General features: G+C 66.7%; 25 protein-coding genes and 1 riboswitch. Of the genes, 18 read left to right on the top strand and 7 right to left on the bottom strand.

Annotated features, from left to right (window positions below):
• Positions 1-183 precede the first annotated feature (183 nt).
• The 8 genes from AC1D2F_RS09170 to AC1D2F_RS09135 all read left to right on the top strand — a co-directional run bounded on the left by AC1D2F_RS09170 (position 184) and on the right by AC1D2F_RS09135 (position 8,584).
• The gene (locus AC1D2F_RS09170) at positions 184-1,035 is read left to right on the top strand and encodes a glycosyltransferase family 2 protein (protein ID WP_229994094.1); all 852 of its coding nucleotides are present in this window, start codon (positions 184-186) and stop codon (positions 1,033-1,035) included.
• A gap of 1 nt (position 1,036) precedes the next feature.
• Positions 1,037-2,035 (top strand): glycosyltransferase family 2 protein, encoded by a 999-nt coding sequence (locus AC1D2F_RS09165; RefSeq protein ID WP_229994093.1) that lies wholly within the window; start codon positions 1,037-1,039, stop codon positions 2,033-2,035.
• Positions 2,036-2,134: 99 nt separating this feature from the next.
• Positions 2,135-3,235 (top strand): hypothetical protein, encoded by a 1,101-nt coding sequence (locus tag AC1D2F_RS09160; RefSeq protein WP_229994092.1) that lies wholly within the window; start codon positions 2,135-2,137, stop codon positions 3,233-3,235.
• Positions 3,236-3,246: 11 nt separating this feature from the next.
• Entirely contained in the window at positions 3,247-5,337 is a 2,091-nt protein-coding gene (locus tag AC1D2F_RS09155; RefSeq protein ID WP_229994091.1) for a glycosyltransferase, read from the top strand.
• 8 nt (positions 5,338-5,345) lie between these two features.
• On the top strand, positions 5,346-7,241 hold the full coding sequence (locus AC1D2F_RS09150; protein ID WP_364748549.1) for a hypothetical protein: 1,896 nt from the start codon (positions 5,346-5,348) through the stop codon (positions 7,239-7,241).
• Positions 7,231-7,608, top strand: coding sequence for a hypothetical protein (locus tag AC1D2F_RS09145; protein WP_229994089.1), 378 nt, complete (start codon positions 7,231-7,233; stop codon positions 7,606-7,608). Before AC1D2F_RS09150 ends, AC1D2F_RS09145 begins: the two co-directional genes overlap by 11 nt.
• Complete coding sequence (locus AC1D2F_RS09140; RefSeq protein ID WP_364748554.1) at positions 7,605-7,784, top strand: hypothetical protein; 180 nt, start codon at positions 7,605-7,607, stop codon at positions 7,782-7,784. The genes AC1D2F_RS09145 and AC1D2F_RS09140 overlap by 4 nt, the downstream gene beginning before the upstream one ends.
• Positions 7,785-7,855: 71 nt before the next feature.
• Positions 7,856-8,584, top strand: coding sequence for a hypothetical protein (locus tag AC1D2F_RS09135; RefSeq protein WP_364748557.1), 729 nt, complete (start codon positions 7,856-7,858; stop codon positions 8,582-8,584).
• A gap of 31 nt (positions 8,585-8,615) precedes the next feature.
• On the opposite strand, the gene AC1D2F_RS09130 is transcribed toward AC1D2F_RS09135, so the two are convergent.
• Positions 8,616-9,218, bottom strand: coding sequence for a phosphoribosylanthranilate isomerase (locus AC1D2F_RS09130; RefSeq protein WP_364748560.1), 603 nt, complete (start codon positions 9,216-9,218; stop codon positions 8,616-8,618).
• A gap of 169 nt (positions 9,219-9,387) precedes the next feature.
• On the opposite strand from AC1D2F_RS09130, the gene AC1D2F_RS09125 reads away from it, so the two are divergent.
• The gene (locus AC1D2F_RS09125; protein ID WP_229994085.1) at positions 9,388-10,080 is read left to right on the top strand and encodes a HutD/Ves family protein; all 693 of its coding nucleotides are present in this window, start codon (positions 9,388-9,390) and stop codon (positions 10,078-10,080) included.
• On the opposite strand, the gene AC1D2F_RS09120 is transcribed toward AC1D2F_RS09125, so the two are convergent.
• The 4 genes from AC1D2F_RS09120 to AC1D2F_RS09105 all read right to left on the bottom strand — a co-directional run bounded on the left by AC1D2F_RS09120 (position 10,077) and on the right by AC1D2F_RS09105 (position 14,226).
• Complete coding sequence (locus AC1D2F_RS09120) at positions 10,077-10,904, bottom strand: ABC transporter permease (protein WP_476966577.1); 828 nt, start codon at positions 10,902-10,904, stop codon at positions 10,077-10,079. The genes AC1D2F_RS09125 and AC1D2F_RS09120 overlap by 4 nt on opposite strands.
• A 13-nt stretch (positions 10,905-10,917) precedes the next feature.
• Positions 10,918-11,835: an ABC transporter permease gene (locus AC1D2F_RS09115; RefSeq protein WP_476966576.1), complete on the bottom strand. Its 918-nt coding sequence runs from the start codon at positions 11,833-11,835 to the stop codon at positions 10,918-10,920.
• A gap of 82 nt (positions 11,836-11,917) precedes the next feature.
• Positions 11,918-13,105 (bottom strand): ABC transporter substrate-binding protein, encoded by a 1,188-nt coding sequence (locus AC1D2F_RS09110; protein WP_476966575.1) that lies wholly within the window; start codon positions 13,103-13,105, stop codon positions 11,918-11,920.
• A 5-nt stretch (positions 13,106-13,110) separates the two neighbouring features.
• Positions 13,111-14,226 carry an ABC transporter ATP-binding protein gene (locus AC1D2F_RS09105; RefSeq protein ID WP_476966574.1) on the bottom strand — a complete coding sequence of 372 codons (1,116 nt, stop codon included), beginning with the start codon at positions 14,224-14,226 and terminating at the stop codon, positions 13,111-13,113.
• 244 nt (positions 14,227-14,470) lie between these two features.
• Between AC1D2F_RS09105 and AC1D2F_RS09100 the strand changes: the two genes are divergently transcribed.
• The 5 genes from AC1D2F_RS09100 (at position 14,471) to AC1D2F_RS09080 (ending at position 18,073) form a co-directional block, all read left to right on the top strand.
• Positions 14,471-15,211, top strand: a complete 741-nt coding sequence (locus tag AC1D2F_RS09100) for a FadR/GntR family transcriptional regulator (protein WP_476966573.1) — start codon at positions 14,471-14,473, stop codon at positions 15,209-15,211.
• Positions 15,212-15,388: 177 nt separating this feature from the next.
• Positions 15,389-15,456, top strand: a riboswitch (guanidine-III (ykkC-III) riboswitch).
• Positions 15,457-15,465: 9 nt separating this feature from the next.
• Entirely contained in the window at positions 15,466-15,789 is a 324-nt protein-coding gene (locus AC1D2F_RS09095) for a DMT family transporter (RefSeq protein ID WP_476966572.1), read from the top strand.
• Positions 15,790-16,212 carry a DMT family transporter gene (locus AC1D2F_RS09090; RefSeq protein ID WP_229994107.1) on the top strand — a complete coding sequence of 141 codons (423 nt, stop codon included), beginning with the start codon at positions 15,790-15,792 and terminating at the stop codon, positions 16,210-16,212. It begins immediately after the preceding gene.
• Between the two features lie 178 nt (positions 16,213-16,390).
• Positions 16,391-17,401, top strand: coding sequence for an aldo/keto reductase (locus tag AC1D2F_RS09085; RefSeq protein WP_476966571.1), 1,011 nt, complete (start codon positions 16,391-16,393; stop codon positions 17,399-17,401).
• 21 nt (positions 17,402-17,422) lie between these two features.
• Positions 17,423-18,073 (top strand): MBL fold metallo-hydrolase, encoded by a 651-nt coding sequence (locus AC1D2F_RS09080; protein ID WP_229994077.1) that lies wholly within the window; start codon positions 17,423-17,425, stop codon positions 18,071-18,073.
• Between the two features lie 123 nt (positions 18,074-18,196).
• Here the strand turns inward: AC1D2F_RS09080 and AC1D2F_RS09075 are convergent, their stop codons facing one another.
• Positions 18,197-20,101 (bottom strand): DEAD/DEAH box helicase, encoded by a 1,905-nt coding sequence (locus AC1D2F_RS09075; protein WP_229994076.1) that lies wholly within the window; start codon positions 20,099-20,101, stop codon positions 18,197-18,199.
• Between the two features lie 343 nt (positions 20,102-20,444).
• Positions 20,445-20,762 (bottom strand): hypothetical protein, encoded by a 318-nt coding sequence (locus AC1D2F_RS09070; protein WP_229994075.1) that lies wholly within the window; start codon positions 20,760-20,762, stop codon positions 20,445-20,447.
• 198 nt (positions 20,763-20,960) lie between these two features.
• Here AC1D2F_RS09070 and AC1D2F_RS09065 point away from each other — a divergent pair, with 198 nt between their 5' ends.
• The 4 genes from AC1D2F_RS09065 to cycA all read left to right on the top strand — a co-directional run bounded on the left by AC1D2F_RS09065 (position 20,961) and on the right by cycA (position 25,161).
• Positions 20,961-22,001 carry a class I SAM-dependent methyltransferase gene (locus tag AC1D2F_RS09065; RefSeq protein ID WP_364748572.1) on the top strand — a complete coding sequence of 347 codons (1,041 nt, stop codon included), beginning with the start codon at positions 20,961-20,963 and terminating at the stop codon, positions 21,999-22,001.
• Between the two features lie 17 nt (positions 22,002-22,018).
• Positions 22,019-22,732, top strand: a complete 714-nt coding sequence (locus tag AC1D2F_RS09060; protein WP_229994073.1) for a class I SAM-dependent methyltransferase — start codon at positions 22,019-22,021, stop codon at positions 22,730-22,732.
• A 202-nt stretch (positions 22,733-22,934) separates the two neighbouring features.
• Positions 22,935-23,141, top strand: a complete 207-nt coding sequence (locus tag AC1D2F_RS09055) for a CsbD family protein (protein WP_229994072.1) — start codon at positions 22,935-22,937, stop codon at positions 23,139-23,141.
• 514 nt (positions 23,142-23,655) lie between these two features.
• Positions 23,656-25,161 (top strand): D-serine/D-alanine/glycine transporter, encoded by a 1,506-nt coding sequence (gene cycA, locus AC1D2F_RS09050; protein WP_229994071.1) that lies wholly within the window; start codon positions 23,656-23,658, stop codon positions 25,159-25,161.
• Positions 25,162-25,256: the final 95 nt, after the last annotated feature.

Below are 25,256 nucleotides of genomic sequence, written 5' to 3'. Positions count from 1 at the left end.
ACTTGAATCATCAAGTTAATCCAAGGTTAATGCAAGGTGCCGTGAGCAGACTTTAACCCTGGGGTATATCACTAAGTTGTCCACAACTGTTCAGCGTCAGCGATGGGTCTATTTTCCGGTTGGAGGAGTCGGAAAAGCGCTGCAGTTGAGACGAGCAGAATACGTTATTGAGTGGTGAGGCCAGTGTCCATCCCGAATCTCAAGCCAAACGTGCGCCCCCAAACGACGCCCCCGCCGGCAAATCCCTCAGTCAGTGTGGTGATCCCCACCTTGAACGAGGCAATGAACCTGCCGTGGGTGCTGCGGCGCATGCCCTCCTACGTAGATGAGGTGGTAATTGTTGATGGCCGTTCCTTGGACGGCACAGTCGATGTGGCCCGGGCCTTGCGCCTGGACGTCGTGGTGGTGGCAGAACCCCGCCCCGGGAAAGGAAACGCCGTGCGGGCCGGATTTGCCGCGGCCTCCGGCGACATCATCGTCATGCTGGACGGTGACGGCAGCATGGACCCCCAGGAGATCGGTTGGCTGGTGACTCCGCTCCAGCATGAATACGACTTCGTCAAAGGCTCCCGCTATGTGACTGGCGGCGGCTCGGACGATCTCACGTGGCTGCGCAGCGGGGGAAACAAGATGCTCACCGGGCTCGCCAACGCCGTTCTCCACAGCGACTACTCAGACCTTTGCTACGGCTACATCGCCCTGCGACGCGAATGCGTTGACATTCTGGAGCTGGAGTCGGACGGGTTCGAGATCGAAACTGAACTGATTGTGCGGGCCTCAAGGGCCGGACTCCGCATCGCCGAGGTTCCCAGCCATGAACTGTCCCGCATCTCGGGCCAGTCGAATCTTCACACGTTCCGGGACGGCTGGCGGGTCCTGCGCACCCTTGCCCGCGAGCGCGTGAGTTGGGAGGCCCCGACCGCCGGAGCCCGTCCCGAAGCCCTGCGTCGAGTCAAGTACAAGTACCCCAGCGAAATGTTCCCGCACGTTCCCACCGATCCCAGCAGCGTTCTGGGCGTACGGGCAGGCGAATAGGATGTCCGAAGACTCCAGCTTCCCGGCAGTATCCGTGGTCATCTGCTCCTACTCGGAGGACCGGTGGGACAGGCTGATGGGCGCCTTGGACTCGGTCCGCACCCAGACCGTCCCACCCAAGCAGACGATCGTCGTCGTCGACTACAACGTCGACTTGTACAAGCGCCTCATCTTCACCGTCCCGGACGCCGTAATTGTCGAGAACACCGGGCCCAAGGGCCTCTCCGGCGCCCGCAACACCGGAGCGGGCATCGCCAAGGCGGAGATCGTGGCCTTCCTCGATGACGACGCCGAAGCCGAGCCGGATTGGCTCGAGCGGCTCGCGGCCCTGTACGACGATCCCGATGTTCTGGCTGTTGGCGGCCGGGTAGAGCCGCTCTGGGAAGCCGGGCGCCCGGGCCACTTCGCCAAGGAGCTCGACTGGATTGTCGGCTGCACGTACCGGGGGATGCCCAAAGTCGCCGCCGAGGTCCGCAATGTCATTGGCGCGAACATGTCCTTCCGCGCCGAGGTCCTGGACCGGGTCGGCGGTTTCAACACAGCCCTTGGACGCCAGGACGCCCTCCCGCTGGGCTGCGAAGAGACCGAACTGTGCATCCGCGCGGTGATCGGAGCTCCCGGATCCCGGGTGGTTTATGAGCCCGCGGCCCTGGTGCACCATCACGTTCCGGTCGAACGCGGCACCCTGCGCTACATCCTTGCACGCTCCTGGGGCGAAGGGATTTCCAAGGCGCAGGTCAGCAGGGTGGTCGGCCACAAACGGGCGCTCGGCCCCGAACGGCGCTATGTCCGGCAGGTCCTGCCACGTGCAGTGTTTGCCGGAATCCGCGGCTGGCTCAGCGGCGGGGACCGCGCCGGTCTCGCCCGGGCGGCAACCATCCTCGCCGTTCTCGCGGCCACCGCGACCGGCTATGTACGCGGCCGCCGCCTGCCCGCCGCGCCCTCGCCGCTGAAAGCTGCCGCGGTGTCGACGGAAGAGCCTTGGAGGGAAGTCCAGTGAACCGCGCAATTTACGTGCCCGTCCCCGTACACCGCCCCGTGCAGCCCCTGCACGCGGAACCACCTGACCGCAGGAACCCGACCCCAGAAAGCTTGGATCATGAGCCAACCTGAACGCGACGTGAAACAGCCGATTGGCGCCTCTGCCGGAGCCTCCTTCGATGTCCACGGGATCGTGGGCATCGATGTCGAGGCCGGGACGCCGGGGGAACCGCAACTGAGGGACATGCTCGCCCCGTTCCTGGGGAACTCCGGCGCGCCACGGCGGATCACCATCGGCGCCACGATATCGCCCATTTCCAGCCAGTCGCATGCGGAGGATGCCTACCGGTTCACCGGGGAGTCCCTCTATATTCCGGCTGACCGCGTCCAGATTATCGAGACGAAGGACGGGTACCGGATCGAAGGCGCCGGCGAGCTCCTGACCTCTGTGATTCCGTTGCTGGACCGGCTGTGCGTCCAGGAGGAGACGGCGATGATCCATGCAGCGGTTGTGGACTTCCGCGGCTCCGGGGTTCTCCTCCCGGCCTGGGGCGGGGTCGGAAAAACCAGCACGGTGGCGAAGCTGGTGGCCATGCGCGACGTGCGGTTCATGGCGGACGACTGGGCCTTCATGGGCGCAGGCGGAATGCTCATGGGCTACGCCAAACCGATGTTCATCAAGCCCCACCACCGCGCCATCTACCCGGACATGTTCCGCGGGACGCGCAAGCCCTTAGCCCCTGGATGGCTGACGACGCCCGTCGCCCACCTGGCCACGGCGGTCCATCCGGTGATTGTCCGCTATCCGAAAACAGCCGCCTTCACCCGGCGCTGGTCCCCCGAGCACCGCATGGTGCAGCCGGAGCATGTCTTCGGGGCGCAGCGGATTTCGTCCGCGGCGCCGGCACAGCTGGCCATCTTCCTTGAACGTTTCGACGGCGCGGACGCGCGGTTGGAGGCACGAAGTGCGGAGTGGATGACGTCCCGGATCGTCGGCAACTTCCATTCGGAACTACCCATGGTCTCGCGGCGGCTCGTCGAGGCCCTCGGCGCCACCAGCCTGGTCCCCCTGGAGGAGCATTTTGGGCAGAAGGCGGCCGTGGTGCGCCGGGCGCTGGAGGACGTTCCCTGCTGGCTGCTCCGGCTGCCCGCCGCCTGGTCAGCGGACCAGGCCTCTGACTTCATCGCGAATCTGGTTCGTTCAAAACTGGATGAGTGAGGCGAGGCCACGTGAGCGATCTGAAGGTGTCGGTTGTCGTTCCGGCACGCAATGCCGCAGCCTGGCTGGGCGAGTGCCTGGAGTCGATCCGCAGCCAACAGCCACACGAGATGATCGTGGTCGATGGCTGCTCGACGGATGACACGGCCGCAATCGCCCGCGACTGCGGGGCAACTGTCATCTCCGATGAGGGACGCGGCCTGCCCGCCGCAAGGATGCTCGGCGCCCGAAGCGCCACCGGGGAGGTAGTCGCCCTGATCGACGCCGACGTCGTCCTTCCGTCGAAGAGCCTGCCCCGGCTGCTGACCGAATTCGAGGCCGGCGGTTACGACGGCCTGCAATTCGGGCTCGCCAGCGAAGCCGACGGGCCCGGGTACTGGGGGGCCGCGCTGGCCTGGCACCACAACCACAGCCGGGTGCGCAAGTGGTTCGGCGTCAGCGCCACGCTGATGCGCCGCGACGTGCTGCTCGATGTCGGGTTCGACGACGAGTTCCGCTCCGGGGAAGATGTGGAGCTCAGGATCAGGCTGGAGCAGGCAGGGTACCGGCTCGGCGTCTCCGACTCCGTAGTGGTCAGGCACCGGTTCGACGACACGTTCGATTACGCCCGCGACCAGTGGCTCCAGGACGGGGCCGGGATGGCCCGGACCGTCCGCAAGCACACGGGCCACATCTGGCTGGTGATCCTACCCCTGCTGGCCACTGTGCGGGGCGTGGGCCTGTCCCTGGTCCGCGCACCCCGCTTCCTGCCGTATTGGATGGGCTTCCTGCTCTACAACTACCGCGCCATGGCCGGCGAGCTCCTGCGGCCGGCCCACAAACCCATCTCGGTTGGAGGGAACGCCGCATGGCTGGCTGCTGCGAGGATCGCCCCCATGGTGGCGGGCTTCCTGTTCTGGGCCCTCGCGGCCATCGCGCTCCCGCCGGAGCAAATAGGTCTTGGCTCCGCGGTGGTCTCGGCCGCGCTCTTGACCGTGCAGCTGGGGATGCTCGGCGTCGGGCCCGCCACCCTTACGCTTCTTCCCGCGGAAACTGATGGCGGCCGGCGCCTCATCGCCACCAGTCTGCTTACCGTCGCCACGTTCTCCCTGCTGGGCGCTGGCCTGCTGGTTGCCATCACTTATTGGCTCGGCACAGGTGTGGGCGAAGCCTGGGTCGACCCCCTGGTCACGGTCCTATTCCTGGCCACTGCCCTGCTCGCCGCCACCGCCTACCAGCTTGACCACGTGGGCGTAGCCCAGGAACGGGCCGACCGTACGCTGGTCAGAAGCCTCGCGCAGAGCCTCGTGCAGCTCGTCTTCCTGGCCGCCGCGCTCGCCGTCGGACTCCGTGACCTGGCGGTGATTGTGGGCGCCGTTGCCGCCGGCGCGCTGGCCAGCGTCCTCGTAGGCCTGCGCCAGCTTGGCCGGGCCCATGTGTCCCCGGACTGGAGGCATGGCCTCCGGCCGCGCCCGGCCCTAAAACTCCTGAAGCCGGGACTCCCCAACCACGCCCTCACGCTCGCCGACCGCGCGCCCGGCTACCTGCTTCCGCTCATCGTTGCAGCTACGTTGGGCCCCGCCCCGACTGCCGCCTGGTACGTGGTGTGGATGATGGCCTCGGCGGTGTTCTTCGTGCCGCAGTCGGCCGGATTTACCCTGCAAACGGCCCTCGCGGGGACGCGGGCACGGCCGGGCCTCCTCGCCTCCGCGCTGCGGGCCAGCTTCCTGTTGACTCTCCTGGCCGGGCTGATACTGATGCTGGCCGGGCCACTGCTTCTGGGCTTCCTCGGGCCGCAGTACGCGTCCGCTTGGGTCCTTCTTCCTGTACTCGTTCCGGCACTCCTCCTGAGTTGCGTGACCCAGGTCTACTACGGGTTGTGCCGGGCCCAAGGGCGGCTTTTCGAATCCACGGCAGTCGCCATCCTTGCCGCCATCCTGGTCGTGGCACCCGCCGCGGCCGTGGCGCAGCAATTTGGCCTCACCGGCGTCTCCGTCCTCTGGGCCATTGCCCAAGCGACGGCTGCGCTGGCTGCCGCTTGGCGACTGATCACCCTGACCCGAGTGAAGCCCGCCACCACCGCAGGCGAGATTCCTTCAGCGGCGCGCCACCAGCCGACCTGAATCGAGAAATGATGACACACGAAACGGCAACAAGTCTCCCGGTGCGCACCGCCCACCGGCACGAGGCGCAGGCGCATGCGCATGCACATGTCGGCGGCGCCAAACCGCCCACCCACCGCAACCTCGGACTGACGCCGTCGTGGCACATCGGTGCCCTGGCCGCGGCGGCCGCGGCTGCCCTCGCCCTCGGCGTCTGGAGCATGACCCAGGTCGATCCCCTTCGGATCGGCGGTGCCGGGCTCATTGGCGCCCTCCCGCCCGCCTATTTCGTTGCGCTCGCGCTCAGCCTGGCCGGATTTGTCGCCTCGTTGAGCCTCCGCCGCCTGGTTCCGGCACTTCTGACCTGGCAGCTCATAGTCACGGTGGTTCTCCTCGATGGCGCTGACCCGATCATCCATGGCTTGCCCCGGCTCGAGGCGAGTTTCCGGCATATGGGCATTGCCGACACCATTAGCCAATCGGGCCAGCTGGATCCGACCCTGGACGCGTACTTCAACTGGCCCGGATTCTTCAACCTGCTGGGAATGCTCTCCGGCGCAACGGGCGCCAAGGACCTTTTCGGCATCGCAACGTGGGCGCCGGTGGGAATCAACATCCTCCTGCTCGCCCCGCTGCTGGCCCTGGCACGGCGGTTGACGGCAAATCCGCGCCAGGCGTGGGCGGCTGTCTGGATCTTCTACCTGGCCAGCTGGATTGGGCAGGACTATCTGTCGCCGCAGGCATATTCGTTCGTCCTCCTGCTCACCCTAATTGCCTGCCTGCTCAGCGTCTTCGGCGGCTGGGCCTGGCCCACGGAGCGCACCAAGTTCTCCCGGTGGCTGGCCCGGAATGTCAGCAAGCTGGACAGCTCAGTCCCGCGGTACGGCGCCGTGGAGCCGCTCCGGGCGGACACGGCGGTGCTCGTCGTGGTCTGCGCGCTGCTCCTGCTGGCCATGACGGCTTCGCATCAGCTCAGCCCCTTCGCCGTGATCCCCATCCTCGCCGTACTGCTGCTGACCGGCCGTCTCCGGCTGCGCTTCTTGCCAGTCCTGGCCGTGGTGCTGCCCATGGGCTGGCTGCTCTTTGCGGCTTCAACATTCCTGGAGGGGCACTTCGGCCAGCTGCTCGGCTCGCTCGGTGACATCGGCGCGAACAGCCTCGGTGCGCTGAGCACCAGGGTCTCAGGCAGCGATGCCCACGTGTTCGTCGTCTACACGCGCATGGCCGAGGTGGCGCTGGTCTGGATCCTCGCCGTTGCCGGTGCCATCGTGGGCTACCGCCGGAAGGCACCGTGGCTGGCGGCCGCGGCCGCAGCGCTTGCGCCGCTGGTCCTGATTCCCCTCCAGCCATATGGCGGCGAACTGCTCCTGCGCCTGTACCTGTTCAGCCTCCCGTTTGCCGTGTGCCTGGCGGTCCTGCCGCTGATGTCAGAAAACACTGCCGGGCTGAGCCTGCGCCGAGCCCTTGGGCTGCTGCTGATGGGCGCGGTACTGGCCACGGCCACGGTCGTTTCCCGCTACGGAAACGACGGCATGGAGAGCTTCAACGACGACGAAATCGCCGTAGTGAACCGCCTCTATTCGACTGCGCCCACCGGCGCCGTCCTCATTGAAGCAGTTCGCAACACCCCGTGGAGATACCAGCACTACGCGGACTATGACTACCGGGCGCTCGTTGCTGCCGAGCCCATTCCTAACGCCGCGCCGCTCAGCTGTGACGCGGTCAACCAGATCGCCCACAAAGCGGGCGCGTACCTCATCGTGACCGAAAGCCAGAAGGAGGCAGGCGAACTTCGCGGCTCGACTCCCATCGGCGATCTTCAACGTTTTACCGCCATATGCGCCACCAGTCCTGGCTGGACGAAGGTTTATGAAAACGCCGGCGGCGTGATTTTTCACATCGAAGGAGTTAGCAATGGCAACTGAACGCAGCTACGTGAGCTATGCGACGGCAGCCGTCGCCCTAGCCGCCGTACCGCTCTCGTTTGTCGGTCCCGAGGGCCTGCGCCTGGCGGTGATCGGCCTCTTGATGCTGGCCGGGCCTGGAACCGCGCTGGTGCTGCTCCTCCGCTTCGACCCCCCGCGCTCAGCCCAGGCCACTGGAGCGCTGCCCCTCAGCATCGCCATCGCAATTGCTTTCAGCCTCGCGATGTCCACCCTCGTGGCGACGGCGATGATCTATGCACGGCTCTGGTCGCCCCCGGCAGGCGTCTGCGTCCTGTCGTTGGTAACGCTCGCCTTCCTGGGCCTTGAGCTCAAAAGGCCAAAGCGGGCCCTGGTGCGTGCGAAATGATTATTTTCCTGACAGGGCTGGCCACAGTGACGGCACTCGTGAGTTGCGAAGTGCTGCGCGTGTTGAAGCCGGACAAGGCACTGCCGCGCGCCGTGGTGATCATCACCGCAGCCCTGCTGGCCATAGTCGGCGTCGCGGCGGTCGTGCAGTTGGTGCATCTGGCGCAGCTTGCATGACAGAAGCCGCCCTCCCGGTGCCGCGGCACTAAGGGCACAACAAGTCGAACCAATCACGGAAAGTATCTTCAATGAGAAAACTAAGAACCCTCAGCATGGTTGGGACGCTCGGATTGCTCGTAGCCGGTTCCCTTGTCTTCGGTTCCGCCCAGGCTGCTACCGCCGCAACGTGCAGCCCCGCGCCGAAAAACTCCTATCCCGGCACCATTGTGCTCGCCACGAGTTTTGAAGCGGGCGGCTTTTGCGGCCTCATCCCCAAAGTGTCGGGCACCGGCACGGCAACGATTTCCAGTTCGCGGGGGCATACCGGGACGCATTCAGCCAAGCTGCACGTGACCACGGATTCCGGTTCGCTCGCAAACCTTTCCGCCCCGGCTTTCACCTCGGGGACCAAGACCTCGTACGCAGACGGCTGGTTCAACATCACTGTGGCCGGCGTTTCCGGCAATGACGTCCCGTACTTCCGCTTCTTCTCTGGCTCCACCCGCGTCGCGGACATCTACCGCTACAACAGCAACGGGCAGCTGTGGCTCCGCGTCACCTCACCGAGCGGCACCTTTGTCTATACGAAACTGATCTCAGGGAGCATCTCCCTTGGCGCCTGGCACCATGTCAGCATGCGGGTGACCGCCAACGGCAGCGCCTCAACAATCCAGGTATGGTTCGACGGCGTGCAGCGATACAGCAGCTCGAGCGTCAAAATGCTGGGGAGCAGCCTGAGCAAAGTTCAGCTCGGGGCCGAGCACAACCGGCAAAAGGGCGACGAATACATCGATGACGTCATCATCAAACGCTCCTAGCTCCCTCCGATAGTGGGCGGGCGGTCCGGACTCATTCGGACTCCTTGGCCGCCCGCACGAAGTCCCCAATTTTGGCAAGGTCCTTGATGCCGCGCGCCGACTCGACACCGGAAGACACATCGACGCCCCAGGCCCCGGCCTCCGCCGCTGCCCGGGCCACGTTGGCGGGATCCAGGCCACCGGCGAGCAGCCACTTGCGTCCGGCCAGTGCCTTGGCCCGGACGGAGCCGTAGTCCCAGGCTTCCCCGGAGCCGGGGACAGCGGCGTCGATCAGGAGCAGCTCCTCACCCCAATGGTCGAAGGCTTCCGCAGGGGCAGCCATGGTGACGCCCCGGATCAGCTTCATCCCGGCGTCGTGCACCGTCCGGACGTCCGCCGGTGAACGGTCGCCGTGGAGCTGGACCCAGACCAGGCCCGCCTCACGGGCGACGGCGACGGCGTCGGCGGCCGGTTCGTGCCGGAACACGCCCACCGCGGGCAACCCGTTCGGGACGTGGGCGAGGAGGTTCCTGACCTGTTCCGGCGTGACCTCCCGGGGGCTGCGGGTCAGGACGAAGCCGACAGCGTCCGCGCCGGCACCTGCCGCGACGCGGACCGCATCCGCGGTGCTAAGACCGCACACTTTGACAAACATTCAGGCTCCTTCCGCATGCTTCCTGCCTCTGACGTTAGCAAGACCGGACCGCCGCCGCCGACTTCGCGTCGGCGCCGGCAGGAGCATCGCCGTCGGCATCGGCATCGGCGGCGGCGCCGGCAGGAGCCACGGCGGCCGGGGCCCAGAGCCGGGCCGATAGGCTGGGGCCATGGAGATCATCCGCTATGCCGAGCTCAAAGCCCACCCCTGGCGCAACGGCGGCGGGGTGACGCGCGAAGTGGCACGCCATCCGCGGGCCTCGTCCGCGCAAACCGCCGCGCAGGAAAACGCATGGGACTGGCGAGTCAGCATTGCCGAGGTATCCAAGGCCGGCCCCTTCTCCGCTTTCGCCGGAATGGACCGCGTGTTGACGGTCATTGACGGCGAGTTGTTGCTCCTGAGCGTAGACGGCGCCGAGCACCCGCTGGAGAAGTACCGGCCATTCCGGTTCTCCGGCGACGCGGCCTCGGCCGGGGCACTGCCCACGGGCGACATCCGGGATCTGAACGTCATCACCCGCAACGGCGCCTTCAAGGGCTACACGTCAATCATCGAGCTGTCCAAGAAACGCGCCCATCCGGTGTTCGAAGGCCAGTTCGGCATCCTCCTGCAGGGCCAAGGGACCGTCAGCCCCGGGACTGCGGGCCGCCCCGCGCCCGCAGCCGACACGGGCACAGAGCCGGTCCCCACGGCGCCGATCCCCACAGCGCCGACGGGCGCCGTCGCTGCTGAGCCGGAGCGCGTCGAGCTGAACCGTTATGACGCCGTCGTCGGCGCTGATACCGCCACGCCGGAAATCCTGGGCCGTGGCTTCCTGGCGGTCGTTTCCATCGATCCGGCGGCGGAGGCCGGCTCGGACTAGCGCCCGTCCTCCTTCACCCTGGCCTCGCTGACGCCCACCGAGTCCCCCGACAAGCGCTGGGCGAGCCAGATGGGGACGATCGAGACCACGATCAGCACGACGGCCACGACATTGACCACGGGCGCCTGATTCGGGCGGAAGAGGTTCTGCAGGATCCAGATCGGCAGCGTGGTCTCCCCGGCCCCGATCGTGAACGTCGTGACGATGATTTCGTCGAAGCTCAGCGCGAAGGCCAGCAGGCCGCCGGCCAGCAGGGCAGAGCGCAATTGCGGGAAGGTCACCAAGCCGAATGTAGTGAAGACGCCGGCGCCGAGATCGGACGACGCTTCCTCCAGGCCGGCGCTGGTGCGGCGGAGCCGTGCAATCGCGTTGTTGAACACGGTCACCATGCAGAAGGTCGCGTGGGCGATCACCACTGTCCACAGGCTCAGCGGGACCCCCAGGATGGTGGTGAACATGTTGTTCAGGGCGATGCCCGTGACAACGCCGGGCAATGCGATGGGCAAGATCACCAGGAGGCTGATGACGTCGCGGCCGAAGAACTCATAGCGCTGCAGTGAGATCGCCAGCAGCGTTCCCAGCACCAGCGAGACGATGGTCGAGACCAATGCCACCCACACGGAGGACACGACGGCATCCCGTACGCCGGGAGAGTCGAAAGCCTTGCCCCACCATTCCAGCGTGAAGCCCTTGGGCGGCCAGCCGAACGTCCGGTCCGCGTTGAACGAGTTCACCACCACCAGCAGCAGCGGCGTGTAGATGAACAACAGCACCAGCCCGGTTATGACGCCCAGGACCACTTTGGCGCTACGGGAAAGTCTCATGAGTCGCCTTCCGCTACAGGCTGTTCAGGGCGCCGGTACGCCGGACGATGAAGAGATAGAACATGATGATGGCGATCGGAACCAGCGAGACCGCGGCGGCGAACGGCAGGTTGTTCGCCGCCCCGACGTTTGCGTAAACCACGGTGCCCAGCATCTGGGTGGTCCCGCCGACGATCTGCGCGGTGATGTAGTCGCCCAGGGACAGGGAGAACGTGAAGATCGTGCCCGCGATAATCGAAGGGACCAGCAGCGGAAGCATGACAAGGCGCATGGTGGTCAGCGGCTTCGCGCCAAGATCCCCGGATGCCTCAAGCAGGGAGTCGGGCACCCGGTCAAAGCCCGCGTAGATCGGCAGGATCATGTACGGCAGCCAGATGTAGGACAGGGTCACGATGACGGCGGTCTCGCCGTAGCCCGGCGACGACAGGCCGATCGGCGCCCCCAGCCACTCCAGCAGGCCACCCTCGGAAAGGACATTCCGCCAGGCGTAGGCCTTGACCAGGTAGCTTGCCCACAGCGGCATCAGCACGGCCACCACGAGCAGTTTCTCCCAGCGGGCCGGAGCCACCTTGGCGATGAAGAACGCGATGGGCAGGGCAAGGATCATGTCGATCACGGTGACCGCCACGGCAATCCACACTGTCCGCAGAGTGATCCGCTGGTACACCGGATCCGTCAGGACCGTGACGATGTTTTCAGTGGTCCACTCCGTGGACACCTCTCCGGTGAAGGTGTCCACGGTCCAGAACGCCGTGATCAGCAGTGCCGCCAGGGCCGCGACATAGACAAGGACCAGCCAGAGCGCCGGGGCCGTGAGCAGCCCGGCAAGCCGCAGCCTGGGCGAGCGGTGCAGCAGCGCCGAGAAGGCATTGGCTTTCGCCCGGGGTACAGCCGCGGCACTCTGGGGTGAGCCGGGCGGAAGCTTTTGCATTTGTTGTGCCATCTCGCCTTAGTTTCTGCCGACCCTCGGGCCGGCCGTTTCTTCCGGATCCCTTGCGGCCCGATGTCCGGAATCAGCCCTTGATTTCCGTCCAGGATTTGGTCCATTCCGAATAGTCGGTGCACTTGACGTCCTTGCGGCCATCGAGGCACTGGGCGACCGGGGTGGTCCAGTACCAGATCTTCTCGGCGTAGGCCGTATCACCGGAGTGGTACGTCTCGCAGTGCTTAGGGTCAGTGGTCAGCTCGCAGCTTTTCGCATTGGCCGGGGATTCGCCAAAGTACTCGGCCACCTGGGCATTCGGCTTGGGGCTGGCGATGTAGTCAAGCCACTTGTAGGCGCAGTTCACGTTCTTGGTCTTGGACCCGATCATCCAGGTGTCCGACCAGCCGGTGGCACCCTCGTCAGGGACGAGGGTTGCGACCTTGGCGCCGTCGGCCGTCGCGATGTTGGCCCCCACCTGCCAGGTGGTGCCGACCACGGTGCTCCCGGACGTGAAGGCCTGGACTTCCTTGAGGACGTCGCTCCAGTACTCGCCGATGTGCGCGCGCTGCTGCTTGAGCAGGTCGACGGCGGCGGCCAGCTGGTCCTTGTCGAGGGCATAAGGGTTCTTGATACCCAGGTCCGGCTTGTGCGCCATGAGGTAGACGGCGGCGTCGGCGATGTAGATCGGCGAATCGTAGGCCGTGACCTTGCCGGTGTTCTGGGCAGCATCGTCAAACACCGCGCTCCAGGAGGTGGGCGCCGGGGTGACCTTGTCCGTGGTGTACATCAGCAGGTTGGCGCCCCAGCCGTGGGGCATCCCGTAGTTCACACCGTTGACGGTGTTCCAGGCCTTGTCCTTCAGGAACGGATAGATGTCCGGATAGTTCTTCAGCAGGCTCATGTTGACCGGCTGCACATCCTGGCCAGCGATCAGGCGCAGCGAGGCATCCCCGGAGGCCGAGACGACGTCGTACTGACCGGTGCGCATGAGCGTCACCGCCTCGTCCGAGGTGCCGAACGGCTTAAAGCTGACCTTGCACCCGGTCTCTTGTTCGAACGGATGCACCCAGTCCACCGCCGGATCGTTGCTGCCGTCCTCGGCGTACCCGGGCCACCCGAGGATGGACAGCTGGCCCTCACCGGTGCCGATCTCAGTCTTGGTAGCTTGCGCCGACGCTGAGGTACCCGATCCGCCGCTCGTTCCGCAGGCTGACAGCGCGAGGGTTGCCGCCGCGACCACCCCGACCACGAGGGAGGCCTTTGTTCTAGGAGCCATGATCCTTACCTTTCGATCTGCGGTGAATCGGTGTGCGGTGAATCGGGGTGGGAGCCGCTGGCCGGAAGCCAAACGACGGCGTCGTCGTCCCAGCTGACCGTGACAGGCCCGTTCACCAGCTCCGCGTCGCTGCCGGGCAGCTTTTCCGGCACAAGGGCGACGACGGCGGGCCCGCCGTCGAGCTGCACCCGCACCTGGGTGGCGTGCCCGACGTAGACGAACGACGTCACCGTCCCGGGCCGGGAGGTGGTGCCGGAACGGTGCTCGGGTTCCCCGGTCCAGGCGACGCGCAGCCGCTCGGGACGGATGCAAAAGGGATCTGGCCGGCCATAGACCGCCTGGGCCTGGGCGGCGTCGAAAATGTTGGAGGTGCCGACGAAGGTGGCCACAAAGATGCCACCGGGCCGCTCGTAGATTTCGTGCGCGGTACCGATCTGTTCGATGCTGCCGTTGTTGAAGACGCCAATCCTGTCGCTCATGGTCAGGGCTTCCTCCTGGTCGTGGGTGACAAAGATGAAGGTGATGCCCAGCGAGCGCTGCAATTCCTTGAGTTCGACCTGCATCTGTTGCCGGAGCTTGAGGTCCAGGGCGCCGAGTGGCTCGTCCAGCAGGAGGACCTTCGGCTCGACCACGAGCGCCCGGGCCAGGGCAACCCGCTGCCGCTGGCCGCCGGAGAGCTGGGCGGGTTTGCGGCCGAGGAACTTCCCGAGCTGAACGCGGTCCAGGGCTTCCCTGGCCCGCTGCCGGCGCTGGCTTCCGGGCATGCCGCGCACCCGCAGCCCATAGGCGACGTTGTCCACGAGCGACATGTGCGGGAACAGGGCGTAGTCCTGAAAAACGGTGTTGACGTCCCGCTGGAACGGTGCCATCGCCGTGACGTCCTTGCCGTCGAGTTCAATGCTGCCGGAGGTGGGCAGCTCGAAGCCGGCGATCAAGCGCAGGACCGTGGTCTTGCCGGAGCCGGACGGGCCAAGCATGGAGAAGAACTCCCCGTGGCGGATGTCCAGGTCCACGCCATTTACCGCGACGGTATCCCCGAAGACCTTGGTGAGCTTACGCAGGCGGATCGCCGGAACCTCTTCGGTTCCGGTCGAGCTGCCGGCGGCCAGTGTTTCGGTCATGGGGTGCGCCTTACTCCGTTGCCGGATCGTCCACCAGAGAGCCACACAGCGCAATGCGAGCCAGTCCACACGGGCTGCTTGGCCAAATGCTATTACTTCATAGGTTTTATGCATAGACCCTCCGGCAAAGCCCGCATTAGGATGACATCAGCCCCGGCGACGCGCGGCGGCGCCGCCCGCGGAAGCTGCACGGACGCCCCGGACGGGGCGGGGGCGGATACCGCCGAAGGGAAGGGAGGCCCGGATGTTGTTGTCGCCGAATGGCGCCTCCCGGAGCCTGGCTGCGGTGTTCACGCCGATCAAATCACGCGGGCTCGTCGATGAAGTGTGCGGCCGGATCGAACAGGCGGTGGAAACCGGACTGCTGACCAGCGGCCAGCGGCTGCCGAACGAAACCGAGCTTGCCGCGGCTCTCGGAGTGTCCGCGGTAACGGCGCGGGAGGCCCTTTCCCAACTGCGTGCCTCGGGAATCATCCGGACCGCACGCGGCCGCAGCGGCGGAAGCTTCATCGCCGACAACGTCCTGCCCTCCCGGGAACGGGCACTGGCGCAACTGCACGAATTGAGCCGGCTGCAGATCAGGGACCTCGCGCTGCACTACCAGGCGATCGCCGCGGCCTGCGCGGGGGTGGCGGCCCGGCGCTCGGACGCCGCCGACATCGCCACGCTGCGCTCGTTCATCCCATCAGCCGACGATGACTCCCTGAGCTGGCGTCTGGCCCTCTCGGAGTTCCTGCTGGAAGTCGCGGCCATTGCCCGCTCCGCCCGGCTCGCCCGCGAGCTCATCCGGCTCCAGGCCGATCTTGGCACCCTCACGCTGCTGCCCTGCACGGACGACGGGTACCGCGGATACACCACGGTAATCCTCGAGGACGTGGCAGCCGCCATCGAGGCCCACGATCCAGGCGCCGCCGAAACGGGGGTCAAGGCCCTCATCTCGGCCACCACCGACTGGCTGCTGACCGAGCAGGCCAAACGCTATTGACCGACACCGCACCTTTGAGCCACGATCTTGACCGCCTGCCTTTGACCGCCCGGAGACCTTATCTCGCCGGACGAGCCGTGCGTGCACTACCCCGTGCGGCGCAACATTCACGCTCTGGAGCGACGCGGTCGGTCCGTAAGTCAGACCGGCTGTGACGCGGATTTGCTAGACTTGGAGGCCAAGGCCCCTTCTTCCGGGCCTCCGGACGACGGTTCAGTACCCGGCACGCGACAAGACTGGCCACAGGAGCCGTCATGTCGTGGTTAATTCTCATTCTTTCCGGAGCGCTGGAGGCCGTCTGGGCCGCCGCCCTGCACCGCACGTCGCAGGCCACCGGCCGGCGCCGGCTGGTCCCGGGCGTGGTCTTCCTCGTCTCCGTCATTGCGAGCACGGGCGGGCTCGCCGTCGCCATGCAGTCCATCCCCACCGGAACGGCCTACGCCGTGTGGGTGGGGGTCGGCGTCGTCCTGACCTCCGGCTACGCGATGATCGCCAAAGTTGAGCGCGCGACGGCGTCCCGCATCCTGCTGCTTGGCGGGATTGCCGCGAGTGTCGTCGGCCTGAAGCTGGTGGCGTAAATGATGGCCGCCAACTACCCCCAGGAAAACCGTTCAACTCCGGCCCTCGCGTGGATCATCCTGCTCGCCTCCGCCGTGCTGGAGGCGGTCTGGGCCACGGCGCTGGGCCTGTCCGACGGGTTCACCCGCCCGCTGTCCACCCTCGTGTTCGCGGTGACGTTCACCCTGAGCATGGTTGGGCTCGGCATGGCAGTAACGCGCATCCCGCTCGGCACCGCCTACGCCGTCTGGGTGGGGATCGGCGCGGCACTGACGGTGGGCTGGGCGATGGCCACCGGCGTCGAACCGGCCAGCCCGCTCAAGCTGCTGTTCATCGCCGGGATCGTCGGCTGCGCCGCAGGCCTGAAGCTCCTGCCGGCCGAGAAACGGGCGGCGAAAGAGGCAGAGCAGTCACCGTCCCCCGCGCAATCTCCCCACGTATGAGCCAGTACGACGGCGCGTCCCCACGACACGCCGTCGTACTGGCCACGCCACGGTCAAAGGTGGGGAGAATCGTCGGCCCGGCCAACCGACCGGTCAACAAGCGTGAGCCGGAATAGCCGCGCGCGCCCCGGGGTTCTTGGCAGGGACGGAACCACTCAGTGCGCGAACGGAGAAACAGATGACGGCAGCAACAGTCCAGCTCGGCGACGGCCTCACGGTCAGCCCCCTGGGGTTCGGCGGCATGGCCCTAACCCCTGTGTACGGCGAGGTGGACCCGGCCGAGGCCCTGCGTACCCTGCATCACGCGGTGGACGCAGGCGTCAGCTTCATCGACACAGCGGACATCTACGGCGGCGGCAGCAACGAGGAGCTGATCGCCCGGCTGCTCAAGGAACGCCGCGGCGAAGTCCAGCTGGCCACCAAGTTCGGCCTTGTGGGCACCCCCTCGGCGGGCTACACCGACATCCGCGGCGACGCCGCCTACGTGAAACAGGCGGTGGACCGCAGCCTGCAACGGCTGGGCACCGACTCGATCGACCTGTACTACATGCACCGCCGTGACCTCCGCGTTCCGATAGTGGAAACCGTGGAGGCCATGGCGGGGCTGGTGCAGGCCGGCAAGGTGCGGCATCTGGGCCTGTCAGAGGTGACGGCCGAGGAGCTGCGCGAGGCCAGCAGCGTCCACCCGATCGCCGCGGTCCAGAGCGAATGGTCCATCTGGAGCCGCGACGTGGAACGCAACGTGGTTCCCACCGCCGCCGAACTCGGGGTGGGTTTTGTGCCCTATTCGCCGCTGGGCCGGGGATTCCTCACCGGCACCGTGGACGCCTCGACGCTGGGCAGCAACGACTTCCGCCGCAATATCCCGCGTTTCGCCGCGGACGCTGCCGGCGCCAACCAGGGTGTGGTGGACGCCGTGCGGGCGGTCGCTGCGGAACTGAGCGTTGCCGGGCGGGCTGCAACTCCCGCCCAGGTGGCACTGGCCTGGCTGCTCGCGCAGGGCCGGAAACTGGGGCTCCCCGTGGTCCCCATCCCCGGCACGCGCAAGGCGGACCGGATCGACGAAAACCTGGGCGCCCTGGCACTCGTCTTCACCGCAGCGCAACTGAAGACGCTCGACGCCGCCGCGGACGCCGTCGTCGGCTCCCGCTCCGCGGATCCCAACTGGGTGTCCCAGGGCCGTGAATAGCCCCTCCGTAGACTGAAGCCCATGGACTCGCTTATTCACTCTTTACGCGACATCACCATCCGCCGGATTTCGGTCAGCGAGATGGACAACAACGTGTACCTGCTCACGGCCAAGGCGTCCGGCGCGCAGCTCCTGATCGATGCGGCCGATGATCTGGCCGCCATCCAGGCGCTGCTCACGGACGCCGCCGCGGATACTTCCGCGACGCCGAAGCTGGCGCTGATTGCCACCACCCACCAGCACTGGGACCACGTGCGGGCGCTGCCGTCCCTGGTGGAAGCCACGGGTGTGAAAACGGCGGCCGGGACAGAGGATGCCCCGGAGCTTCCGGTGCCGGTGGATGTACTGCTGGATCACGGGGACGTCGGCAACTTCGACGGCTTCGACGTGACGGCTGTGCATCTGCGCGGCCACACACCGGGTTCGATCGCCCTTGTGTACCAGGACCCCGCGGGCCCTGCGCACATCTTTTCCGGCGATTCGCTGTTCCCGGGAGGAGTAGGCAACACGCAGAAGGACCCGGCGCGGTTTGCCCAGCTGATCACCGATGTCAGCGAGCGGTTGTTCGACGTGTATCCGGATGACACCGTGGTGCACCCGGGCCACGGCAAGCCAACCACCCTGGGTGCGGAACGCCCGCATCTGGAAGAGTGGCGCGCCCGCGGCTGGTAAGTCTCAGCTTTGCGCCGCGCTTTCGGACGGCCGCCGCGCTTTCGGAAGGCCGCTATAGGCATCCCCGTAGCGGCCTTCCGTTTGCGTAGCGCCGGCTATTGTGGCCGGCGGAAACCCGGAACCTTAGCGGCTGCGGCGTTCGTTCGAGGCCGGAGCCGACGCGCGGCGCGGGCCGGCGCCGCGGGCCGGACGTCCCTCACCGGAGCGGCCGTTGCCGCCGCCGGCGTAGGATCCGCCGGAGGTGCCACCGGTGTTGGAGGACCAGACAGCCGCGCTGCCTCCGGATTTGCTCCCAGCCGACTTGGCGCCAGCAGCTGCACGCTGCCCGGTTGCCGGACGTCCGCCGCGCTGGCCGCCGGCCGAAGCGCCCGTGCGGGGAGCGCCTCCCGTGCGGGGTGCTCCGCTGCGGGGAGCCGAAGCGCCCCGGGCGTCGCTGCGTCCCTCGGCGGCGCGTCCGTCCGAACCGCGGCCGGCCGCGGCACGGCCGCCGGCAGCCGGGACATCGTTGTGGTGCCCGTAGGCGGTCACGCGGCCACGGCCACGCGCATTCCGGCGCTCGGCGCGCTCGGCATCGGCACGGTCCTGGTTCTGCTCGGCGACACGGTCGGCGGCGTTGCGGGCAGCGGCCTTGCCTTCGTAGGCGACGGCGCGGCGCTCGGCGCGCGGCAGATCGGTCCGGGGAGCCTCGGCTCCGACGCGTCCACGTCCGCCACGGCCGCCCCGGCCACCCGCGGTGGGTGCTGCCTGGGTGGTGCGGCGGGCGCGCTTGCGCTCGGCGTTGGCACCGGTGGAGGTGCCGCCGCCGTGCTGCGCGGCCTTGGCGGCCAGCAGCGCGGCGCGGGTACGCGGATCGATCTTGTCGGCCATTTCGCCGACCAGTTCAGCAACCAGCGGGGAGTTGGCCGTGACGCGCTCGAAGTTGACCTCGACGCCGGCAGCCTTCATCAGCTTCTTGACGTCGGACTGCTGCTCGGGCAGGGTCAGCGTGACCACGGTGCCGTCGGAACCGGCGCGGGCAGTACGGCCTGAGCGGTGCAGGTACGCCTTGTGCTCCGTGGGCGGATCCACGTGGATGACCAGCTCGACGTCGTCGACGTGGACGCCGCGGGCCGCGACGTCGGTGGCCACCAGGACGCGGACGTCGCCGGAGGAGAACTCGGCCAGGTTGCGGTCACGGGCGTTCTGCGAGAGGTTGCCGTGGAGATCGACGGCGGGGATGCCGGCGTCGGTCAGGGTCTTGGCCAGCTTCCGGGCGTGGTGCTTGGTGCGCATGAAGAGCACGCGGCGGCCTGCACCGGAGGCGAGCTCGACGATCAGCTGCTTCTTGACGGTCTGGTCGTTGACCACCAGCACGTGGTGTTCCATGGTGGTCACCGCGGCCTGCGGGTCGTCCACGGAGTGGGTCAGCGGGTTGGACAGGTAGCGCTGGACGATCTTGTCCACACCGTTGTCCAAGGTGGCGGAGAACAGCAGGCGCTGGCCCTGGGTGGGGGTCATGTCCATGAGCTTCTTGACCACCGGGAGGAAGCCAAGGTCGGCCATGTGGTCGGCCTCGTCCAGCACGGTGATTTCGACTGCTTCGAGGGTCAGGATGCGCTGGCGGATCAGGTCCTCCAGGCGGCCCGGGCAGGCGATGACGATGTCGACGCCGGCGCGCAGGGCCTTTTCCTGGCGGGCCTGGGAGATGCCGCCGTAGATCACGGTGGTGGTCAGGCCCATGGCCTTGGCCATCGGCTCGATGGTCGCGTTGATCTGCGTGGCCAGCTCGCGGGTCGGGGCCAGGACCAGGCCCATCGGGCGGCCGGGCTTGCGGAAGTGCTTGGCTTCCCGCTCGGCGAGGCGTGCCACAAGCGGGATGGCGAATGCGATGGTCTTGCCGGAGCCGGTGCGGCCGCGGCCCAGGACGTCGCGTCCGGACAGGGTGTCAGGGAGGGTCTTGACCTGGATCGGGAAGGGCTCCACGATCCCCTGGGCGGTCAGGGTGTCGGCAAGTGCTTTGGGCGTGCCGAGGGCAGCAAATGTAGTCATGTGTTTCAAAGTCTTTCAGGCGGTATCCGTGCGGATATCGGCCCCCGATGCCGGTTGGCTCAAGGGTTCGCCGAAGAAAAGTCAGGTGATCAACCGGGCTGTTGCCAAACTTCAGCAAGCGGCCGCCGGGACCAAATGGAACGCGTTCATCGACGCAGGATGTGCCTCTCACATGAAAAAATCCCACTGCCTGCGTGTGGATTCCCGAAGGAAACCGGCAGGGATCCCGTTGACGGACCGAAGTCGGTCAACCGAATCAAAGTGGGCATCACTGCACATCAAGTTTTAGTAGTCTACCATCTGGCGGGGCAGGGTCCCGTATCCGGGGCCATCGGCTCGGCTCCTAGCCGGCCAGGCTGGGGGCTTGGAACAGCGGCATGTGGGACGTCTCGGTGGGCGTGCGGGCGGAAGTGTGGGCGGGTGCCCGTGACGGCGCCTCGGCCGAGCCGGGTCCAGCGGGCCGCAGGATCACGAGCGCCTCGGCGTCGATGAGCCGGCGGGATCCCGTCCGGGCATCCAGGATCCAAAACAGGTCCACGCCCGTGACGGTCTGGGTTACCGCGCCCCGGTGGAAGAGCTTCCCGTTGTGCCAAGCCTCGATCTGGTCCCCTACGTTCAATTCAGCGGAGCTGCGGATTTTCCGTGCTTCATCAACGTCCATGATCATTGCCTCCCCAGTGTTCAATGTCTTGTGCCCAGCATTCACGACACAGGTTTCGGATTCGTTTCCGGGGGGTGATTTCTACGTGTCCCTCCGCCTTCATGTCGTTCTAAGGCAAGCCCAGAGCGTGTATTGACCACCATTGCGTCCCGGAGGAGCATGGTGGGCGGGCAAGGCGACGAGAGGAGACGGGGCACGATGCCGGGAATTCTCGCCGCTGGCTTCTTTCGGGTCATCCAAGTGGCGCTGCTGCCCCTAGGGGCGGCCGGCTATGCCGCATCAGTCCCCCGACTGCTTAACTACAGCCGGCGTGCGGGCGTTTCGGCCACACTGTTCGCCTCCCTCTACACGCGCTACATGCAGCACCGGCTGGGGACGAGGGCGGATGAGCCTGCGGCCCGGCTCATGGCGGTCATGCCGAATGTGTCCCAGGAAGGGTTCCGGCTGGAGACGGCCCCCACGCTCGTGGGACACCTGCTGACGGGATTCGTTCCCAGGATCTACCGCTATCCGTACCAAGGGCGGGCACCGATGCGCCATCAGTCGACAGCACGGACCAGCTACTACGATGCTGCCCTCCAGCGGCATCTGGCCGAAGTTGACCAACTGGTGGTCCTCGGTGCGGGATTCGACACCCGGGCGTTCAGGCTGTCATCAAAGGACCGTGTGCGCTGCTTTGAAATCGACCTGCCAAGGACGCAGGCCTACAAACTCGCGATGCTCGAGAAAGCGGGCCTGTCGGCACGCCTGGCCACCTACGTGTCCGCCGATTTCGAGACCGAGGACTGGATGGACAAGCTCGTGGCGTCGGGTTTCGACCCCGGCAGGCCAGCACTGTTCCTGTGGGAAGCGGTGACCATGTATTTGGACCGCGACTCGGTCGAGGCAACACTGCGCAGGATCGCCGGCACCGCCCCGGGCAGCGTCGTGGCCTTTGACTACTTCTCCAGGGAAACCATCGCCTCGCGTTCGCCCTACATGCGGTACGCCCGGGCTGCGGCGAGATTCGTCGGCGAGCCGCTGACCTTTGGCATCGACAACACTCCCCCGGCGAGGAAAAGCGCCGCGGACTTTGTTGGGTCCTTCGGGCTGGTCCTGGAGGAGCACCGGAATTTCGGCCGGGAGACCCGACGGCGGTCCGCGCCGGCCGGGTTCGTCACCGCCGTCGTGGCGCCCGCCGTGGCGCCCGGTGCCGGCCACGGCCCGCAGGAAGACCGCCAGCCAAACCCGTCGGACTAACGAGATGAGGGGAAACCATGACAAAACGCAGCCAGAGCCAGAGCCACAGGCAAGGAAACAGCCACACCCCCAGCCACGAGCACGACGCCGCCGAGCATGCGGCGCCCGGCACCGCGGCCAGGATATGGGATGAAAAGTACAGCAGCCGCCCCAAGATGTGGAGCGGGGATCCGAACCCGCAACTCGTCGCGGAGGTGGCGGACCTGCCTCCCGGCGACGCCCTGGATCTGGGGTGCGGCGAAGGTGCGGACGCCATTTGGCTCGCTGCCCGCGGCTGGACCGTGACGGGCCTGGACGTTTCCGCCGTCGCCCTGGAGCGTGCGGCCGTCCACGCCCGGGAACACGGCCAGGATGCTTCCATCGAGTGGGTGCAGCAGGATCTTGCCACGTGGGTCCCGGACCGGCTGTTCGACCTCGTCACGGCACAGTTCCTGCATTCCACCCAGATGCCGTGGCAACAGGCACTGCAGCTCGCCGCGGCCGCGGTGCGGACCGGCGGGACGCTGCTGATCGTCGGCCATCACCCCGACGGGCTGCCTCCGTGGGGCGCGCACCATACGCCGGAGAAGTTCTTCACCGCCGAGGACCTTGCCCGGGAGCTCCGGATCGAGGAGCCGCTGTGGCGCGTCGCGGCCCTGGACAGCCGGCAACGCAGCGCCATCGGGCCCGAGGGCGAGGCAGTGTCCCTCACGGATGCCGTGCTGCGGGCCACCCGCCTGGCGGCCCAGTAGGCTGCCGGGCAATCGGTCGAGGGAGCATCCCCCGGGATCGCGGACGCCGTCGCTGAACCCACCCTCGAAATCGATACACTGCCGGGCCATCCACTTCGGGTTCTGTTCCGAATCCCCAATGTGGCTGGAACTGACCGCGCCCGTTGGCCCTGTGGACGTACAGCAACACCGCATGACCTAGCAATCAGGGGAAGGGAACATCATGGGAATCGACGGCAAGGCCAAACTCACGGTCATCCACCACATCGGTGCAGCCAAAGAAGGTACCGGCACGATGACTGGCAATGAGGACCTCAAGCGCGATGGCCAGCATGAGCAGGCCCGGCCCAAGCGGGCGCAACTGAACTGCCCTGCTGAGCCGCGCTACTTAACCGCGCTACTGAGCCGCGCTACTGAAACCCGCAGCTGAGCCGCGTTACTGAAACCCGCAGCTGACCCCCGCAACGGGATGGCCCCGCAACGGGACGGCCCCGCCCAAGGCGGGGCCGTTCCGTTTCCGCCGTCGTCGCAGTTGTCGCCGCGCAAAAATGTGACAAAGGACAGCGGACGACAACTGAAGCTAAGATGATCGACAGTTGTCGAACCTGCCCACGGGCGGCTGATTTGCGGAAACGCGAAACCGGAGCCGGCAGGCGGCGGGCCGTGCCGGCGCCGCATATTCCCCTAGGGCCCGCGAAGGATGTGGGCTCCGGACCCGCTCCGGCGCCTTCCGGGAGGTCCGTTCCGCCGGGAGCGCCACGGCAGATCACCGGCCGGCCGGGCCACCGGCGCGGGCCGTCGCGACAACACGGACCGCGAAATACCGGCCCTAACCTTGATTTACCCGCCAAAACTGTTACCTCCGTCACACACTGACGGATCTGTGCGGCCCGCACTGCGGAACCCCCGCCCGGGGCGACCGCCTGTGACAAGGAAGAAGCCTCATGTCTGAACGCACCACCTCGGCCGCTCCGGCCATTTCAGAATCTGACACTGCCGCCTCCGCCAACGGTGACTCCGGCGCCGGGAGCCGCGAGCCGCACCTCGCCCGCGCCCTCGGCAACCGCCACATCCAGTTGCTCGCCATCGGCGGCGCAATTGGCACCGGCCTGTTCATGGGTTCCGGAAAGACCATCTCGCTCGCCGGGCCGTCCGTCATCTTCGTCTACATGATCATCGGCTTCATGCTGTTTTTCGTGATGCGTGCGATGGGCGAGATCCTGCTCTCCAACCTGAACTACAAATCCTTCAGTGACTTCGCCGGCGACCTGCTCGGCCCCTGGGCCAGCTTCTTCACCGGCTGGTCCTACTGGTTCTTCTGGGTAGTCACCGGGGTGGCGGACATCGTCGCCATTGCCGGATACGTGGACAAGCTCGCGCCCGGCACGCCCCTGTGGATCCCGGCGCTGCTCACGCCCGTGGTATTGATCCTCCTGAACCTCCCCACCGTGAAGGCGTTCGGTGAGGCGGAGTTCTGGTTTGCCATCATCAAAGTGGTCGCCATCGTGGCCCTGATCATCACCGGCGCGGTCATGATCGCCACCCATTTCACGTCCCCGAACGGGGCCGAAGCCAACCTCGCCAACATGTGGAACGACGGCGGCATGTTCCCGCACGGCATGTTCGGCTTCGTCCTCGGCTTCCAGATCGCCATCTTCGCCTTCGCCGGGATCGAACTGGTGGGCACAGCCGCCGCCGAAACCAAGGACCCGGAGAAGAACCTGCCGCGGGCTATCAACTCCATCCCGGTCCGCGTCCTCCTCTTCTACGTGGGCGCCCTGGTGGTCATCATGGCGGTCAATCCGTGGCGCACCATCGACCCCGCAAGCAGCCCGTTCATCGGCATGTTCACCCTGGCCGGACTGGGGATCGCCGCAGTGGTCATCAACCTTGTGGTCCTGACCTCCGCCGCCTCCAGCGCCAACTCCGGCATCTACTCAACGTCCCGGATGGTCTACGGCCTGGCCCAGGACGGGAACGCGCCCAAGGCATTCGGAAAGCTCAGCATCCGCAAGGTACCGCAGAACGCGCTGCTGTTCTCCTGCATCTTCCTGCTGGCCGGTCTGGTCCTGCTCTATGCCGGCGACTCCGTAATCGGCGCGTTCACGATCGTCACTTCCGTGGCCTCCGTGCTGACCATGTTTGTGTGGTCCATGATCCTGATCAGCTACATCGCCTTCCGCCGCCGGCGGCCGGAACTGCACGAGGCTTCGGCCTTCAAGATGCCCGGCTCCGCCTTCATGCCGTACGTGGTGCTCGCGTTCTTCGTCTTCATGCTGGTGGCGCTGGCGCAGGCCGATGACACCCGCCTGGCACTCTTCGTGACACCCGTGTGGTTCCTGCTGCTGGGTGCGGCCTGGCACTTCAACCGGAAAACCCCGTTGCAGCAGGCCCGGATTGTGGAATGGAAGGCCGTCCGCTCACAGGAGGAAGCCCGCGCGGCTGCCTGACCCTTACTTCTGATACACAAGGAGCCCCGGCCGGATCATCCGGCCGGGGCTCCTTTGCCGTGCCGTGCCGTTACGGTGCCGTGCCGTTATGGTGC

The sequence above is a fragment of the Arthrobacter sp. P1_B3 genome (assembly GCF_056406615.1).
The sequence above is the reverse complement of the archived record's forward strand: the minus strand, read 5'-3'. Positions and strand labels throughout refer to the sequence as shown.

Bases quoted from the DNA above. Each gene is read 5' to 3' on its own strand.
- AC1D2F_RS09110 (WP_476966575.1), bottom strand. From the start codon at position 13,105: ATGGCTCCTAGAACAAAGGCCTCCCTCGTGGTCGGGGTGGTCGCGGCG.
- AC1D2F_RS09160 (WP_229994092.1), top strand. From the start codon at position 2,135: ATGAGCCAACCTGAACGCGACGTGAAACAGCCGATTGGCGCCTCTGCC.
- AC1D2F_RS09090 (WP_229994107.1), top strand. From the start codon at position 15,790: ATGATGGCCGCCAACTACCCCCAGGAAAACCGTTCAACTCCGGCCCTC.
- AC1D2F_RS09120 (WP_476966577.1), bottom strand. From the start codon at position 10,904: ATGAGACTTTCCCGTAGCGCCAAAGTGGTCCTGGGCGTCATAACCGGG.
- AC1D2F_RS09105 (WP_476966574.1), bottom strand. From the start codon at position 14,226: ATGACCGAAACACTGGCCGCCGGCAGCTCGACCGGAACCGAAGAGGTT.
- AC1D2F_RS09095 (WP_476966572.1), top strand. From the start codon at position 15,466: ATGTCGTGGTTAATTCTCATTCTTTCCGGAGCGCTGGAGGCCGTCTGG.
- AC1D2F_RS09070 (WP_229994075.1), bottom strand. From the start codon at position 20,762: ATGGACGTTGATGAAGCACGGAAAATCCGCAGCTCCGCTGAATTGAAC.
- AC1D2F_RS09080 (WP_229994077.1), top strand. From the start codon at position 17,423: ATGGACTCGCTTATTCACTCTTTACGCGACATCACCATCCGCCGGATT.
- AC1D2F_RS09115 (WP_476966576.1), bottom strand. From the start codon at position 11,835: ATGCAAAAGCTTCCGCCCGGCTCACCCCAGAGTGCCGCGGCTGTACCC.
- AC1D2F_RS09165 (WP_229994093.1), top strand. From the start codon at position 1,037: ATGTCCGAAGACTCCAGCTTCCCGGCAGTATCCGTGGTCATCTGCTCC.
- AC1D2F_RS09125 (WP_229994085.1), top strand. From the start codon at position 9,388: ATGGAGATCATCCGCTATGCCGAGCTCAAAGCCCACCCCTGGCGCAAC.
- AC1D2F_RS09075 (WP_229994076.1), bottom strand. From the start codon at position 20,101: ATGACTACATTTGCTGCCCTCGGCACGCCCAAAGCACTTGCCGACACC.
- AC1D2F_RS09085 (WP_476966571.1), top strand. From the start codon at position 16,391: ATGACGGCAGCAACAGTCCAGCTCGGCGACGGCCTCACGGTCAGCCCC.
- AC1D2F_RS09135 (WP_364748557.1), top strand. From the start codon at position 7,856: ATGAGAAAACTAAGAACCCTCAGCATGGTTGGGACGCTCGGATTGCTC.
- AC1D2F_RS09145 (WP_229994089.1), top strand. From the start codon at position 7,231: ATGGCAACTGAACGCAGCTACGTGAGCTATGCGACGGCAGCCGTCGCC.
- AC1D2F_RS09150 (WP_364748549.1), top strand. From the start codon at position 5,346: ATGATGACACACGAAACGGCAACAAGTCTCCCGGTGCGCACCGCCCAC.
- AC1D2F_RS09060 (WP_229994073.1), top strand. From the start codon at position 22,019: ATGACAAAACGCAGCCAGAGCCAGAGCCACAGGCAAGGAAACAGCCAC.
- cycA (WP_229994071.1), top strand. From the start codon at position 23,656: ATGTCTGAACGCACCACCTCGGCCGCTCCGGCCATTTCAGAATCTGAC.
- AC1D2F_RS09065 (WP_364748572.1), top strand. From the start codon at position 20,961: ATGCCGGGAATTCTCGCCGCTGGCTTCTTTCGGGTCATCCAAGTGGCG.
- AC1D2F_RS09140 (WP_364748554.1), top strand. From the start codon at position 7,605: ATGATTATTTTCCTGACAGGGCTGGCCACAGTGACGGCACTCGTGAGT.
- AC1D2F_RS09100 (WP_476966573.1), top strand. From the start codon at position 14,471: ATGTTGTTGTCGCCGAATGGCGCCTCCCGGAGCCTGGCTGCGGTGTTC.
- AC1D2F_RS09055 (WP_229994072.1), top strand. From the start codon at position 22,935: ATGGGAATCGACGGCAAGGCCAAACTCACGGTCATCCACCACATCGGT.
- AC1D2F_RS09130 (WP_364748560.1), bottom strand. From the start codon at position 9,218: ATGTTTGTCAAAGTGTGCGGTCTTAGCACCGCGGATGCGGTCCGCGTC.